Raw genomic sequence first — 14,143 nt, 5'->3', positions numbered from 1 at the left:
CCGAGCACGGTTTGGGCCGTTTCAGCTGGCGCCTTCGCGGCCCACGGCGGCCGCAGCGGCACATGCAAGGCCCCGCCCAGGCCCAGTGTTCCTACAACAATGATGTAATTTGACGATGACCTCCAATTTCCGCCATGTAGCGCTCATCGGCAAGTACCAGCAGGCACCGGCTACGGCTGCAGTTGCCTCGTCCATGACCGAGAGCTCGCGCCAGGCCCTGCAGGACATCGCCCAGTTTCTGCAGGGCCAGGGCTGCACCGTGGTGCTGGAGGCCGAGACCGCCGCCAACACCGGCCTGACCGGTTACGCGGCGATGGACGTGGACACCATCGGCACCCAGTGCGACCTGGGGCTGGTGGTGGGGGGCGACGGCACCATGCTGGGCATAGGCCGGCAACTGGCGCGCCACAAGACACCGTTGATCGGCATCAACCAGGGGCGGCTGGGCTTCATCACCGACATTCCCTTTGACACCTACCAGGCCACCCTGCCCCCGATGCTGCAGGGCGAGTACGAAGAAGACCTGCGCCCGCTGATGCACGCCCGCGTGGTGCGCGACGGCCAGGTGGTCTTCGAGGCACTGGCCATGAACGACGTGGTGGTGAACCGCGGCGCCACCTCGGGCATGGTGGAGCTGCGCGTGGAAGTGGGTGGCCGCTTCGTGGCCAACCAGCGGGCCGACGGCCTGATCATCGCCTCGCCCACGGGCTCCACGGCCTACGCGCTGTCGGCCGGCGGGCCCATGCTGCACCCCTCGATCCCCGGCTGGGTGCTGGTGCCGATCGCACCGCACACCTTGTCCAACCGGCCCATCGTGCTGTCGGATGCCACCGAGATCGCCGTCGAGGTGGTCAGCGGCCGCGACGTGAGCGCCAATTTCGACATGCAGTCATTGGCCTCGCTGCTGCACGGCGACCGCATCCTGGTGCAGCGCTCCGAGCACTGCGTGCGCTTTCTGCACCCGCTGGGCTGGAACTACTTTGCCACCCTGCGCAAGAAGCTGCGCTGGAACGAAGGGGGCTCCTGACCATGGCCCTGAGGCGCATCACGCTGCGTGATTTCGTCATCGTCCAATCGCTGGAGCTGGAGCTGCAGAGTGGCTTCACCGTGCTCACCGGCGAGACCGGGGCCGGCAAGTCCATCCTCATCGACGCTGTGCAACTGGTGCTCGGCGCCCGGGCCGATGCCGCGCTGGTGCGCGAAGGCTGTGCGCGCACCGACGTGTGCGCCGAATTCGACGCGCCCGGCCACATCCGGCCCTGGCTCGAAAAGGCGGGGCTGGAGGGCGAGGACCTGTTGCTGCTGCGCCGCACGGTGGACACCCAGGGCAAGAGCCGCGGCTGGATCAACGGCACGCCCGCCACGGCCACGCAACTGCGCGCGCTCGGTGAGCTGCTGCTGGACATCCACGGCCAACACGCCTGGCAGAGCCTGACCCGGCCTGAATCGGTGCGCGGCCTGCTCGACGCCTACGCCGGAACCAGCGACCGACCCACCGTCGAGCGCTGGAACCGGTGGCGCCAGGACCAGAAGGCCCTGGCCCAGGCCCGCGCTGCCCAGGCCACCCTGCAGCAGGAGCGCGAGCGCCTGCAGTGGCAGATTGCCGAAGTAGACAAGCTGGCCCCGGGCGATGACGAGTGGCCCGAGCTCGACGCGCAGCACAAGCGCCTGTCCAACGCCTCGGCGCTGATGGATGCGGCCAACGCCGCCATCGCCGCCTTGTCCGGCGACGATGGGGGCGGCGCGCTGGAAGGCCTCTCCCGCGCGCAGGACCTTCTGCAGGACCACGAGCACCTCGAAGCCGAATTTGCCAGCGCCGCCGACATCCTCAACTCCGCCGTGGCGCAGGCCGGCGATGTGGTGCATTCGCTGCACGCCTACCTGCGCCACAACGACCTGGACCCCGAGCGCCTGGCCGCCGTGGATGCGCGCCTGTCGCTGTGGATGACGCTCTCGCGGCGCTACAAGCGCAGCCCCGTGGAGCTGCCCGCATTGCTGCACGGCTGGAAGGCCGAGCTGCAGCAGCTCGACGCCGCAGCCGACCTGATGGCCCTGGAAAAGGCCGAAACCGCCAGCGCCCGTGCCTACCAGGCCGCCGCGCGCGCCCTGTCGCTGGCGCGGGCCAAGGGCGCCCCCCGGCTGTCGGCCGCCATCACCCACGCCATGCAGGGCCTGGGCATGGCCGGCGGCCAGTTCGAGGTGGCCCTGGGCAAGCTGGCCGAGCCTGCCGCCCACGGCACGGACGACGTGGCCTTCCTCGTGGCGGGCCACCCGGGCGCAAGCCCCCGGCCCATCGGCAAGGTGGCCTCGGGCGGCGAGCTGTCGCGCATCTCCCTGGCGATCTCGGTCACCACCAGCGCCCTGGGCGAGGCGCCCACGCTGATCTTCGACGAGGTGGACTCGGGTGTGGGCGGGGCCGTGGCCGACACCGTGGGCCGGCTCATGCAGCAACTGGGACGCGACCGCCAGGTGCTCACCGTGACCCACCTGCCCAAGGTGGCCGCGCGCGCCGACCACCACCTGGTGGTCTCCAAGCGCAGCGGCGCCAAGGGCACGGCCAGCCAGGTGGTGGCCGTGCAGGGCAAGGACCGCATCTCCGAAGTGGCCCGCATGCTGGGCGGCGACGATTCCAGCAAGGCCACCGTGGCCCACGCGCGTGAGATGCTCGATGTCGCTCCGCCACCGGCGCCAGTTGCGCCGCCCGCCCGCAGCCCCAAGAGGAAGATCACGAAAAAGGCAACCGATGGCGCTTGAGATTGTGCTGATCACGGGCATGTCCGGCTCCGGCAAGTCGGTGGCACTGCATGCCCTGGAGGATGCGGGCTACTACTGCGTGGACAACCTGCCGCCCGAGCTGCTGCCCGCCTTCGTGGCATTGGAGCACCGCCACCACGGCAACCGGGTTGCCATCGCCATGGACGTGCGCAGCGCCACCTCCCTGCCACTGGTGCCGCTGGAGCTTGACCGGCTGCGCAAGCAGGGAGTGGTGGTGCACTCGCTGTTCCTTGATGCGACCATCGACACGCTGGTTCGGCGTTTTTCCGAAACGCGCCGGCGCCACCCGCTGTCGCACGACGAACTGACTCCGGACACCCTCAAGCAGGGCCGGCGCGCGCTGGTGCAGATCATCGAGCTCGAGCGCGAGCTGCTGGCTGACCTGCGCGAGGAGGCGCACGTCATCGACACCAGCGCCATCCGCTCCTCGCAACTGCAAAGTTACGTAAAGACGCTGATGGCGACGGCGCCGGGGCAGCTGACCCTGGTGTTCCAGTCCTTCGCCTTCAAGCGCGGCATACCGGTGGATGCGGACTACGTGTTCGACGTGCGCATGCTGCCCAATCCGCACTACGAGCCCGAGCTGCGCGACCAGACGGGGCTGGACGCCCCCGTGGCCGACTTCCTGCGCGCGCAACCGGACGTGTCGCTGATGCAGGGGCACATCGAGGGCTTCCTGGCCCACTGGCTGGAGATGCTGGACCGCAACCACCGCAGCTATGTGACGGTGGCCATCGGCTGCACCGGTGGCCAGCACCGCTCGGTGTACCTGGTGGAGCGCCTGGCCGAGGCCTTTGGCAAGCGCTGGGCCACCCTGCGACGCCACCGCGAACTCGACGGGCGCTGAGCGGGCGCGCCTTACAGCAGGCCGCCGAAGAGATTGCCCAGCAGCTTGCGGATGGGCGCGGGCAGCCCCATCCCTTCCCACTCGCTGGCGCTGAACCAGCCGCCCTCCCCGGTCGCGTCGAGCGCCACGGGCACGCTGAGCACCACGGGGTGCAAGTGCAGGTCCCGGTGCGTCAGCACATGCATGAAGCCGCCCAGCGCCTCGGTTTGCCCCGGCGCCACCGGCACCGGCAGGTGCGCCAGATGGTCGTGCACGTGCGCCTCGTCGGCGAACACCGGCAGGCAGAACAGCCCGGCCCAGATGCCCGAATCGGGTCGGCGCTCCAGCCACACACGGCCCTCACCATCGCGCATCACCAGCAGCCACCACGATTCGGCCCGGCGCTTGAGCTTGCGCGTGCGCACCGGGTAGCGCTCGGCATCGCCGGCCTGGCCAGCCACGCAGATGTCCAGCAGCGGGCAGGGCGGGCAGTCGGGCGCGCGCGGGCTGCACAGCGAGGCGCCCAGGTCCATCAGCCCCTGGGTGTAGCGCGGCATGGCGTTGGCGAGGTCGTCCACGGGCAGCAGCGCCTCGGCCCGGTCCCAGAGCAGGCGCTCGTTCTTGGCCACGGCCAGGTCGGCGTCGAAGCCCAGCACCCGCGTGAGCACGCGGCGCACATTGGCATCGAGGATGGGCGTGCGTTCGGCAAAGCAAAAGGAGGCAATCGCCCCGGCCGTGGAGCGGCCGATACCCGGCAAGGTGGCCAGCACCTCGGCCGTGCGCGGGAAGGCCCCGCCGTGCAGGGCCACCACGGCCTGGGCGCAGGCGTGCAGGTTGCGTGCGCGGCTGTAGTAACCCAGGCCGCTCCACAGGCCCATGACCTCGTCCTGCGGGGCAGCGGCCAGGGCCTGCACGTCGGGGAATTTTTCGAGGAAGCGGGCGTAGTAGCCCAGCACGGTGCCCACCTGGGTCTGCTGCAGCATGATCTCGGACAGCCAGACCCGGTAGGGGTCGCGCGTGTTTTGCCAGGGCAGGTGGTTGCGCCCGGCCGTCGCCTGCCAGCGCACCACGCGCTGGGCCACCCCACCCGCCCGCGCGTGCATCAAAGCGGCAGGGCCACGTCCACGGGGGACTCTTCGGCTGCGGCCTGCTCGGCGTCCGGTGGCGCAATCAGCTGCGAGGTCAGCTCCTGCAGGCGGTGCTCCAGCTGGATGAGTTCACCCTCGCCCTGCTCGATCTCGGCGATGCGCTCCACCAAGCCGCTGGCGGCCTGCTGAATGCGGTCCACCGCCTCCATGCGGCGGGCAAAGCTGCGGCGCCGCTCGCGCAACTGCGCGTCGAGCTGCGCCGTGGCGGACTTGCTCCACAGCTCCAGGTCGTTGGCAGCGGATTCGTACACCGTGCGCAGGCGCATGGCCAGGGCGCGCACCAGGCGCTCTGAAAACTCGGGCTGGGCCAGCTTGAGCGAATTGCCCAGGCCCAGGTACTGCAGGTGGCTTTGCTCGATCTGCGAGAGGTCATGCGCAAAATGCTCCAGCTGCGGCGGCGGCGGCACCTGCAGCGAGAAACCGAACTCGGCGTTGAGCTGGCGGAAGGTGCCGCCCAGCATGGCCTGTATCTCGGTGCCCGAAGCCTGGGCCTTGTCCAGCGTGCCGCGCAGCTTGTCGAAGGTCTGCACATAGATCTTCTTCACGCCCAGCTTGAGGCCCTTTTGCTGCAGCAGTTGCGCCAGCTCGGCCAGCTCCACCTTGAGGGCCTTGGAGCCCAGTTGCTGGAACACGTCGCGCAGCAGCTTGAGGTGCACGGCGCGCACGGCCTGGATCTTGGAGGCGGAGAGATCGAACTCGTGCTGCTCCTGCTCGATGCGCTGGCGCATGGATTCAATGACCGAGGCATTCTTGCCGCGCAGGCTGCGCAGCTCGGCCATCTGGTCGTCCAGGTCGCGCCGGCGGATGTTGATGACCCGCGCCGTCTCGGCACGCAGGCCGGCCACGCCCGTGGCCACTGCCGCGCGCAGGATGGCCTGGCGCTGGCCCATGATGCCCTTGGCCAGCACTTCTTCGAGCACGGGCAGGCCGCTGGTCTCCAGCAGCAGGTCGTCGGCGGTGATCTTGGCGACCAGGCCCTTCTGCGCGGAAACGGGCACCACCTTCTCCACCGCCACGCCCAGCATCTCGGCGGCCGTGCTGCGCTGGCGGTCCATCTGCGCCTGGATCTGCTCGGCGGAGTTGAGCGTGTCCCACAGGGTATCGATCTTGTTGAGCACGACCAGGCGGGCGTCCATGCTCTCAGCCGAGGTGGCCAGGTGCTCGCGCCAGATGGACAGGTCCGAGCGGGTCACCCCGGTGTCGGCGCTCAGGATGAACACCACGGCATGGGCCTGGGGAATCAGGTTCACCGTGAGCTCGGGCTCGGCCCCCACGGCGTTCAGGCCCGGGGTGTCCAGGATCACCAGCCCCTGCTTGAGCAGCGGGTGGGGAATGTTGATGATCGCGTGGCGCCACATGGGCACCTCGACCAGGCCATTGGCATCGGGAATCGGGTTCTCGTCCACCAGGTCGTCGTGCCAGAAACCCAGCGCGCGGGCGTTGTCCAGGCTCACGCGGCGCACTTCGGCCACCTTTTCGAGGGCCTTGGCGATCTGGTCGGCGTCGTTCACGTCCAGCGGGATCTCGTGCCAGCGATCGGGCCGCATGCGCCATTCGGCCAGGCCGTGCATCTGCAGGCGTGTCTCGATGGGCAAGAGGCGCAGACTGGGGGCGAACTCGGCGTCGTAGCCCAGCTCGGTGGGGCACATGGTGGTGCGCCCCGCGCTGGCGGGCATGATGCGCCGGCCATAGTCGGCGAAGAAGATCGCATTGATCAGCTCGGACTTGCCGCGCGAGAACTCGGCAACGAACGCAACCATCACCTTGTCGGTGCGGACCTGACTCTCCAGGCGCTGCAGTCGCTCCTGGACGGATGCGTCCATCAGCTCGTGGGAGGACATCCACTCAGCCAGCTGCTTGAGCTGCTGAGCGAACGCACGTCTCCACGCGCCATGCTGGTCAAACTGCTCGTTGAATGAAGGTCCCACTTTGCTCCCGGCGTTCGATAACGACTGTTTCTGAACAAACAAAATATAGCATCGACTGCGCGCCAGCCATAGCTGTGGATGGTGCTTATGTACCACCCCGGCCGGGCCGGGCCATTTTTGCGCCCAAGCGGCAACCGGCCGGCACGGTGCCCGTCCGTGTCATGCCCGCTGGCAGCGGGGGCAGAAATAGCTGCTGCGCTGGCCCTGGCGAAGCGCCTTGATGGGCGTGCCGCAGACCTTGCAGGGCGCGCCCTCGCGCCCGTAGACATTGGCGTGGGCCTGGTAGCTGCCATAGGCGCCGTCGGCGTTGGAGAAATCCTTGAGCGTGCTGCCGCCCAACTCCACGGCGCGCTCCAGCACCTGTCGTATGGCCGCATGCAGCCTTCCCATTCTGGCCGGGCCAATGCGTGCCGACGGTGTCTGTGGGCGAATACCCGACAGAAACAGTACCTCCGACGCATAGATGTTGCCGACCCCCACCACGACCTTGCCCCCGAGCAGCATCTGCTTGATAGGGGTACGGCTGGCCTTGATGCCGCGGCTGAACGCATCCAGGGAGAAATCGTCGGACAGAGGCTCCATACCGAGGCCGCCGAGCAGCTTGGCCGCCACCGGGTCGGCCTCGCCCGCTGCGTGCACCACCGCGCCGAAGCGACGGGGATCGTGCAGGCGCAAGGTGCCCTGGGTGGTGACCAGGTCGAAATGGTCATGGGGCCCCGGCGGCGGCAGGCCCAGCGCAAACCGCAGGCTGCCGGACATGCCCAGGTGCACCAGCAAAATACCCTGGTCCAGGTCCACCAGCAGGTACTTGCCCCGGCGGCGCACGCCCGAGACACTGCGCCCGACCAAGGCACCGCCATCGCCCCCCAACGGCCAGCGCAGCGGCTTGCCCACGCGCACGGCCGTGACCTGGGCGCCGGCAATGGCCTGCGCAAAACTGCGCCGCGTTACTTCCACTTCGGGCAACTCAGGCATCCAAAGCCCTCACAAACAGGTTGTCATGCATGGATTATTATGGGTCGATGGTGCCTTCAAACTACTTTCGGTCTGCCGTCCTGACAGTTGCTCTCGCAGCAATGACCACGGCGGGCCTTGCCCAGCAACCCGGCAGTGTGGCGCCACGGGCGGCCGAGCCGGCGCCCGATGACACCCCCAGCAGCAACCCTGCGCTGGACGCAGAGCTGTTCTATGAAATCCTCATGGGCGAGATCAACGCCCGCACCGGTGAGGCAGGCACAGGCTATGCCCTCATGCTGGAAGCGGCGCGGCGCACCAACAACCCCCAGCTCTACCAGCGGGCCGCTGACATGGCCTTGCAGGCGCGCGCGGGCGACCACGCACTGGTAGCCGCCAAGGCCTGGCGCGAAGCCCAGCCGGACTCGCGCGAGGCCAACCGCTATGTGCTGCAGATCCTGATCGCCCTGAACCGCATCGGCGAGACCCCGGAACTGCTGCGCCAGGAACTGGCCCAGGCCCCCGTCCAGGCCAAACCCGCCATCCTGGGCATCGTGCCCCAGATGTTCGCCCGTGCCAGCGACAAGCCCCTGGCCGCTAAGGTGGTCGAGCAGGCCCTGGCAGACGAGCTGGCCAAGCCCGCCAATGCGGCAGCCGCGCACATTGCCATCGGGCGTGTGCGCCTGGCCGCCGGCGACAAGACCGGCGCGCTGGCCAGTGCCCGCGCTGCCCAGATCCTGGACCCCACCAGCGAAGGCCCCGCCCGGCTTGGCATGGAACTGCAGGAAGAGAGCGTGCCCGAAGGGGAAGCGCTGGTGACCCGCTATTTCGCCAGCCAGCCGCAGGCCACACCCGACATGCAGATGGCCTACTCGCGTGTGCTGCTCGGCCAGCAGAAGTACGCCGAGGCCAAGGTCCAGCTCGAAGCCGTGACCCGCGCCAAGCCAGACCTGCCCGAGCCCTGGCTGGTCCTGGCCACGCTGCAGCTGCAGGACAACCGGCTGGACCTGGCCGAAACCTCGCTCAAGCGCTTCCTGACGCTCATCGAGGGCCCGGACATTAACCGCGAAGCACGCCAGCGCAGCCTCAACCAGGCCTACCTGCTGTACGCGCAGATCGCCGAAAAGCGCGGGGATTTCGCAGCGGCCGAAGGCTGGCTGGCCCGCATCGAGAATTCGAGCGAGCTGTTCAGCGCCCAGAGCCGCCGGGCCTCACTGCTGGCCAAGCAGGGCAAGATCGCCCAGGCCCGCGCACTGCTGCGCGCCCTGCCCGGCGTGACCGAGGACGACAAGCGCATGAAGCTGCTGGCCGAAGTACAGCTGCTGCGAGACCAGCGCCTGTTCAAGGAAGCCTACGAGGTGCAGACCGAGCTCGTGGCCCTAGCCCCGGAGGACGGCGAACTGCTGTACGACCAGGCCATGCTGGCCGAGAAGGTCGGCCAGTTCGACACCATGGAAAAGCTGCTGCGCCAGATCATTGCGCGCCAGCCGGACTACCACCACGCCTACAACGCGCTGGGCTATTCGCTGGCCGAGCGCGGCCAGCGCCTGCCCGAGGCCCGGCAACTGATCGCCAAGGCCCTGGAGCTGGCACCGGGCGACCCCTTCATCACCGACAGCCTGGGCTGGGTGGAGTTCCGCATGGGCAACAAGGCCAAGGCGCGCAGCCTGCTCGAAACCGCGTTCAAGTCCCGGCCCGACGCCGAGATCGCCGCCCACCTGGGTGAAGTGGTCTGGAGCATGGGCGAGCGCGACAAGGCCCTGGGCATCTGGCGCGAAGGCCTGCGCCTGAACCCCGAGAACGACAGCCTCAAGGACACCTTGAAACGTCTGGGGGCGAAGCCCTGATGCGCCTTCTTGCCGGCAATGGCAACCCCTTCGCGCTGCGCCAATGGATGGCATGGCTGGCCCTGGCCTGCACCCTGTGGCTCACAGGCTGCGCCCAGCCGCCCCGGGCGGCCGAGTCCGGCGCCGCATCGTGGTCGGGCCGCCTGTCGCTGCAGGTGGAGGGGCAGGCATCGCAATCGTTCTCCTCGCTGTTCGACCTGCAGGGCAGCCCCGACAAGGGCGAGTTGGTGCTCACCAGCCCGCTGGGTAACACGCTGGCGCGGCTGCAGTGGGAAGCCGGGCGCGCACAGCTCACCACCGGGCAGGAAACCCGCGAGTCCACCTCGCTCGACGAATTGCTGCGCCAGGCCACCGGCACCGCCATCCCGGTCGCTGCCATCTTCGAATGGCTCAATGGCAACCAGGCCACCGCCACTGGCTGGCAGGCCGACCTCTCGGGCAGCGCCGACGGCCGGCTGGTGGCCCGGCGCCACGACCCCACCCCTGAAGCCACGCTGCGCATCGCCTTCAGCCGCTGAGCGGCGCCCTGCCCCCCTTTCTTCCCATGCACGCGCTGTACGACGTACCGGCTCCGGCCAAGCTCAATCTTTTTCTGCACATCACAGGCCGGCGCGCCGATGGCTACCACCTGCTGCAGTCGGTGTTCATGCTCATCGACTGGTGCGACACCCTGCACTTCGAGCGCCGGCCCGGCGGCGCGCTGAGCCGCGAAGACCTGGGCCCGGCCCTGCCCGAGATGGACCTGGTGCTGCGCGCAGCCCACGCCCTGCAGGCGGCCACGGGCTGCACCGAGGGTGCACACATCGGCATCACCAAGCGCATCCCCGCCCAGGCTGGCATGGGCGGCGGCTCGTCGGACGCAGCCAGCACGCTGCTGGCGCTGAACCGCCTGTGGGGCCTGAACCTGTCGCGCCAGGCGCTGCAGAAGATCGGCCTGGCCCTTGGCGCAGACGTTCCGTTTTTTTTATGCGGCACGAACGCTTTTGTCGAAGGAATTGGTGAGACAATCACGCCGCTTGAGAATGCACAGCAACTTCCGAAAGCACGCTTCGCGGTCGTCAAGCCCGCAGCAGGATTGGAGACAAAAGCAATTTTTTCTTCGCCGAGTTTGAAACGTGATTCTGGCTGTGCTACAATTTTAGGCTTTGCTGCAACACACTTTGACTTCGGTCGAAACGATCTGCAGCCAGTTGCCGAGGCACTGTGCCCCGATGTTACGCAAGCCCTTTCGTGGCTTTCGCAGCGCGGGATGCGACCCAGGATGACAGGCTCAGGAAGTGCTGTGTTTGCACAAATGCCACATGCGATGGATCTTCAAGGCGCCCCCGGCGACTGGCAGATCAGGGCATGTGACAATCTGATAGTTCATCCTCTGGCAGGGTGGGCATCAGACGAGAATTTCGGTTAGCTGCTTTCGGCAGTTGACCCGTGTAGGGGAGTCGCCAAGCTGGTTAAGGCACCGGATTTTGATTCCGGCATGCGAAGGTTCGAATCCTTCTTCCCCTGCCAAATATCTACTCGCGTAGTACGGGCTTTTTTTTCAGACCGCTGGGACGCTCATGCAAGGCAATCAACCCGACTTCATGGTATTCACCGGCAATGCCAATCCTGGCATGGCAGCTGAAATTGCCCAACACCTCGGGACCACCCTCGGCGCTGCCGATGTGGGCCGGTTCTCCGACGGTGAAGTGACCGTCGAGATCAAGCAGAACGTCCGTGCGCGCGATGTGTTCGTGGTGCAGTCCACCTGCGCCCCGACCAATGAAAACCTGATGGAACTGCTGATCATGGTCGATGCGCTCAAGCGTGCCTCGGCAGAGCGCATCAGCGCCGTGATCCCCTACTTCGGCTACGCCCGCCAGGACCGCCGCCCCCGCTCGTCGCGCGTGCCCATCACCGCCAAGGTGGTGGCCAACATGCTGCAGGCCGTGGGCGTGGCCCGCGTGCTGACCATGGACCTGCACGCCGACCAGATCCAGGGCTTCTTCGACATCCCGGTGGACAACATCTACGCATCGCCCGTGCTGCTCGGCGACCTGCGCCAGAAGAACTACGAAGACCTGATCGTGGTCTCGCCCGACGTGGGTGGCGTGGTGCGCGCCCGTGCACTGGCCAAGCAGCTCAATTGCGACCTGGCCATCATCGACAAGCGCCGCCCCAAGGCCAACGTGTCCGAAGTCATGCACGTGATCGGCGAGATCGAAGGCCGCAACTGCGTGATCATGGACGACATGATCGACACAGCAGGCACGCTGGTGAAGGCCGCCGAGGTACTCAAGGAGCGTGGCGCCAAGAAGGTGTACGCCTACTGCACCCACCCCATTTTCTCGGGTCCTGCCATCGAACGCATCGCCAAGGGCTCGGCCCTCGATGAAGTGGTGGTGACCAACACGATTCCCTTGAACGACAACGCCAAGGGATGCGCAAAAATCCGCCAGCTCTCCGTGGCCCCGCTGATCGCCGAAACGATCCAGCGCATTGCCAAGGGCGAGTCGGTGATGAGTCTGTTCTCGGACCAGGACAACCTGTTCTGACATGCCCCGGGCCTCGCAGGAGGCCCTCGGCTTTGCAAGATGGTTGACATCAAGCCTCCTTCGGGAGGCTTGTCCGTTGGTTCGGGAACGCAATGTGGCCTGCCTGCCCCCTGGGGCAAAGCAGGCCTTTTTAAAACAGGGCAAGACTGGTCGCGGTCTGTCCTTTTCAGGAGCTAGTTATGAACTTCGTCGCTTTTGAGCGCGCCAAGCAAGGTACGGGTGCGAGCCGCCGTCTGCGCAATTCGGGCAAGACGCCTGGCATCGTCTACGGCGGTACTGCCGAACCCCAACTGATCGAGATCGACCACAACGCACTGTGGCACGCCCTCAAGAAGGAAGCCTTCCACTCCAGCGTGCTGGACATGGAAGTGGCCGGCGCCACCAGCAAGGTTCTGCTGCGTGACGTGCAATACCACCCCTACAAGCAACTCGTGCTGCACATCGACTTCCAGCGCGTGGATGCCAAGACCAAGCTGCACATGAAGGTGCCACTGCATTACAGCGGCGCTGAAGAGTCCAAGGCTGTCAAGGTCGACAACTGCCTGGTGAACCCCGTCGTGAACGAACTCGACGTGACCTGCATGCCTTCGGACCTGCCTGAATTCATCGCCGTGGACCTGTCCACGCTCGAAAAGGGTGCTTCGCTGCACCTCAAGAGCATCAAGCTGCCAAAGGGCGTGACCCCCGTGATCCGCGGTGGCCAGAACAACCCCGTGCTGGTCTCCGTGACCAACCCGGTCGTGGTTGTCGAAACCCCTGTGGAAGCCGCTCCTGCTGCGGACGCCAAAGGCAAGGGCAAGGGCAAGAAGTAATTCTTGGCTTTTTCCTGGCCGGAGCAGTGCTGCCTTTCTGGTGGTGCTGCTTCCAGCAACAAAACGGCTCACTTCGGTGGGCCGTTTTTGTTTGTGCTGCGTGCGAAGACATGCTTGGCTGTGGTTGCTGATTGCCTTGATGAAGGGCAGAGGCCGGGATGTGCGCCGCCGGGCGCACATCCCGGCCTCCGCCCTCAGCAAGCAACAGAAGCAACCACTGCCAGCAGAGCGAAGGCAGCAAGCCTCCACCACGCCCCGCACACCAAGCACCAAGCACCAAGCCTACCCAGATATCAAACCAACCGCCGCAGCCTGCTTTCCAGTTCAGCCACTTCTGATTCCAGCGCAACCACCATCCACCCCACCTCCTCCAACGCCGCCCGGTACAACGGCAACACCACACTCACCCGAAACGGCACCGAAAACCCCACCCGCCTCACCACCACCCCCTCCCCCGCCACCGCCAGCCCCGTGAGCGGATTCACGATAGCCACCCCCAAGCCCCGCTGCACCATCGCGCACACAGCCACCGCACTGTGTGTCTCCATGCGCATCACCCGCTGCACACCGGCCTCGCCGAACAGGGCATCGATCTGGCGGCGGTAGGGGTCGTCCGCCGAGAGGCTCACGAACGGCTGGTCCGCAAAATCCGCCAGCTGCAGCACCGGCCGAGCGGCCAGAGCATGCCCCGCCGGCAGCACCGCCACCTCGTCCAGGGTCAGCAGCAAATGCGAGCGCGTGCCGGGTGGGCTCGAGAGCTGTTCGCTCAGCCCCATGTCGAAGCGCTGGGCGGTCATCCACTCTTCCAGCAGTGGCTTCTCCTGGGGCGTGACGGAGACACGGGCGCCCGGATGCTCGGCCAGCATGCGTGCGGCGGCCCCGGGCAGCAGGGCATGGGACAGCGCCGGCAGGCACAACACGGACAAGGACTGCGCGGCGCCGGCAGAGCGCCCCAGGGACACGGCACGGTCCACCACGCGGTCCAGGCCTTGCCAGGAGCGCTGCACTTCCTCCCACAGCGCCAGCGCCCGGGCATGGGGACGCAAACGTCCCTGAACGCGGTCGAACAGCGTGTAGCCCAGCATGGATTCGAGCCGCGCGAGCTCACGGCTCACGGTCGGCTGGGAAGTGTGCAGAAGTTCGGCCGCACCCGTCACGCTGCCGGCCACCATGACGGCACGAAAGGTCTCGATGTGGCGGTGGGTGATGCGAAGGGCGTTGTCGTCGCTGGAGTTCATGACAAGAATCATATCGAAAATGAATGGATATAAAAAACAAGGCATTGGACTGAATGACTTCAGCGGGGCATCATCCTGTCC

The 14,143-nt window shown here is 66.9% G+C and carries 12 protein-coding genes and 1 tRNA gene; 9 read left to right on the top strand and 4 right to left on the bottom strand.

Annotation, left to right across the window (positions count from 1 at the left end; translation table 11 throughout):
- Nucleotides 1-115 precede the first annotated feature (115 nt).
- Genes QYL93_RS05130 through rapZ form a run of 3 tightly spaced genes read left to right on the top strand, consistent with a single transcriptional unit; the run spans nucleotide 116 to nucleotide 3,622 of the window.
- The gene (locus tag QYL93_RS05130; protein WP_305742641.1) at nucleotides 116-1,027 is read left to right on the top strand and encodes an NAD kinase; all 912 of its coding nucleotides are present in this window, start codon (nucleotides 116-118) and stop codon (nucleotides 1,025-1,027) included.
- Between the two features lie 2 nt (nucleotides 1,028-1,029).
- Complete coding sequence (recN, locus tag QYL93_RS05125) at nucleotides 1,030-2,754, top strand: DNA repair protein RecN (protein ID WP_305742640.1); 1,725 nt, start codon at nucleotides 1,030-1,032, stop codon at nucleotides 2,752-2,754.
- On the top strand, nucleotides 2,744-3,622 hold the full coding sequence (gene rapZ, locus QYL93_RS05120) for an RNase adapter RapZ (protein ID WP_057205475.1): 879 nt from the start codon (nucleotides 2,744-2,746) through the stop codon (nucleotides 3,620-3,622). Before recN ends, rapZ begins: the two co-directional genes overlap by 11 nt.
- An 11-nt stretch (nucleotides 3,623-3,633) precedes the next feature.
- Here the strand turns inward: rapZ and mutY are convergent, their stop codons facing one another.
- From mutY to mutM, 3 genes are all read right to left on the bottom strand, one after another.
- Nucleotides 3,634-4,704, bottom strand: coding sequence for an A/G-specific adenine glycosylase (gene mutY, locus QYL93_RS05115; RefSeq protein ID WP_305742639.1), 1,071 nt, complete (start codon nucleotides 4,702-4,704; stop codon nucleotides 3,634-3,636).
- Nucleotides 4,704-6,677 (bottom strand): dynamin family protein, encoded by a 1,974-nt coding sequence (locus tag QYL93_RS05110; RefSeq protein WP_057205478.1) that lies wholly within the window; start codon nucleotides 6,675-6,677, stop codon nucleotides 4,704-4,706. The genes mutY and QYL93_RS05110 overlap by 1 nt, the downstream gene beginning before the upstream one ends.
- Before the next feature lie 159 nt (nucleotides 6,678-6,836).
- Entirely contained in the window at nucleotides 6,837-7,652 is an 816-nt protein-coding gene (gene mutM / locus QYL93_RS05105) for a bifunctional DNA-formamidopyrimidine glycosylase/DNA-(apurinic or apyrimidinic site) lyase (protein ID WP_305742638.1), read from the bottom strand.
- Between the two features lie 29 nt (nucleotides 7,653-7,681).
- On the opposite strand from mutM, the gene QYL93_RS05100 reads away from it, so the two are divergent.
- The 6 genes from QYL93_RS05100 (at nucleotide 7,682) to QYL93_RS05075 (ending at nucleotide 12,824) form a co-directional block, all read left to right on the top strand.
- Nucleotides 7,682-9,478 (top strand): tetratricopeptide repeat protein, encoded by a 1,797-nt coding sequence (locus tag QYL93_RS05100; protein WP_305742637.1) that lies wholly within the window; start codon nucleotides 7,682-7,684, stop codon nucleotides 9,476-9,478.
- A complete protein-coding gene (locus tag QYL93_RS05095) occupies nucleotides 9,478-9,996 on the top strand; it encodes an outer membrane lipoprotein LolB (RefSeq protein WP_305742636.1) in 519 nt (172 codons plus the stop codon). Before QYL93_RS05100 ends, QYL93_RS05095 begins: the two co-directional genes overlap by 1 nt.
- A 26-nt stretch (nucleotides 9,997-10,022) precedes the next feature.
- On the top strand, nucleotides 10,023-10,886 hold the full coding sequence (gene ispE / locus QYL93_RS05090) for a 4-(cytidine 5'-diphospho)-2-C-methyl-D-erythritol kinase (RefSeq protein WP_305742635.1): 864 nt from the start codon (nucleotides 10,023-10,025) through the stop codon (nucleotides 10,884-10,886).
- 24 nt (nucleotides 10,887-10,910) lie between these two features.
- Nucleotides 10,911-10,987, top strand: a tRNA-Gln gene (locus tag QYL93_RS05085).
- Nucleotides 10,988-11,037: 50 nt separating this feature from the next.
- Nucleotides 11,038-12,012, top strand: a complete 975-nt coding sequence (locus tag QYL93_RS05080; RefSeq protein WP_057205491.1) for a ribose-phosphate pyrophosphokinase — start codon at nucleotides 11,038-11,040, stop codon at nucleotides 12,010-12,012.
- A gap of 179 nt (nucleotides 12,013-12,191) precedes the next feature.
- Nucleotides 12,192-12,824 carry a 50S ribosomal protein L25/general stress protein Ctc gene (locus QYL93_RS05075; protein WP_057205494.1) on the top strand — a complete coding sequence of 211 codons (633 nt, stop codon included), beginning with the start codon at nucleotides 12,192-12,194 and terminating at the stop codon, nucleotides 12,822-12,824.
- A 293-nt stretch (nucleotides 12,825-13,117) separates the two neighbouring features.
- Here QYL93_RS05075 and QYL93_RS05070 read toward each other — a convergent pair whose 3' ends face one another.
- Nucleotides 13,118-14,062: a LysR family transcriptional regulator gene (locus tag QYL93_RS05070; RefSeq protein ID WP_305742634.1), complete on the bottom strand. Its 945-nt coding sequence runs from the start codon at nucleotides 14,060-14,062 to the stop codon at nucleotides 13,118-13,120.
- Between the last annotated feature and the right edge of the window lie 81 nt (nucleotides 14,063-14,143).

Origin of the sequence: Acidovorax sp. A1169, assembly GCF_030704685.1 — a bacterium.
Lineage (GTDB): Bacteria > Pseudomonadota > Gammaproteobacteria > Burkholderiales > Burkholderiaceae_C > Acidovorax.
This window is presented reverse-complemented; position numbering and strand designations above follow the sequence as displayed.

Bases quoted from the DNA above. Each gene is read 5' to 3' on its own strand.
- rapZ (WP_057205475.1), top strand. From the start codon at position 2,744: ATGGCGCTTGAGATTGTGCTGATCACGGGCATGTCCGGCTCCGGCAAG.
- QYL93_RS05095 (WP_305742636.1), top strand. From the start codon at position 9,478: ATGCGCCTTCTTGCCGGCAATGGCAACCCCTTCGCGCTGCGCCAATGG.
- ispE (WP_305742635.1), top strand. From the start codon at position 10,023: ATGCACGCGCTGTACGACGTACCGGCTCCGGCCAAGCTCAATCTTTTT.
- mutM (WP_305742638.1), bottom strand. From the start codon at position 7,652: ATGCCTGAGTTGCCCGAAGTGGAAGTAACGCGGCGCAGTTTTGCGCAG.
- recN (WP_305742640.1), top strand. From the start codon at position 1,030: ATGGCCCTGAGGCGCATCACGCTGCGTGATTTCGTCATCGTCCAATCG.
- QYL93_RS05070 (WP_305742634.1), bottom strand. From the start codon at position 14,062: ATGAACTCCAGCGACGACAACGCCCTTCGCATCACCCACCGCCACATC.
- QYL93_RS05130 (WP_305742641.1), top strand. From the start codon at position 116: ATGACCTCCAATTTCCGCCATGTAGCGCTCATCGGCAAGTACCAGCAG.
- QYL93_RS05080 (WP_057205491.1), top strand. From the start codon at position 11,038: ATGCAAGGCAATCAACCCGACTTCATGGTATTCACCGGCAATGCCAAT.
- QYL93_RS05075 (WP_057205494.1), top strand. From the start codon at position 12,192: ATGAACTTCGTCGCTTTTGAGCGCGCCAAGCAAGGTACGGGTGCGAGC.
- QYL93_RS05100 (WP_305742637.1), top strand. From the start codon at position 7,682: ATGGATTATTATGGGTCGATGGTGCCTTCAAACTACTTTCGGTCTGCC.
- mutY (WP_305742639.1), bottom strand. From the start codon at position 4,704: ATGCACGCGCGGGCGGGTGGGGTGGCCCAGCGCGTGGTGCGCTGGCAG.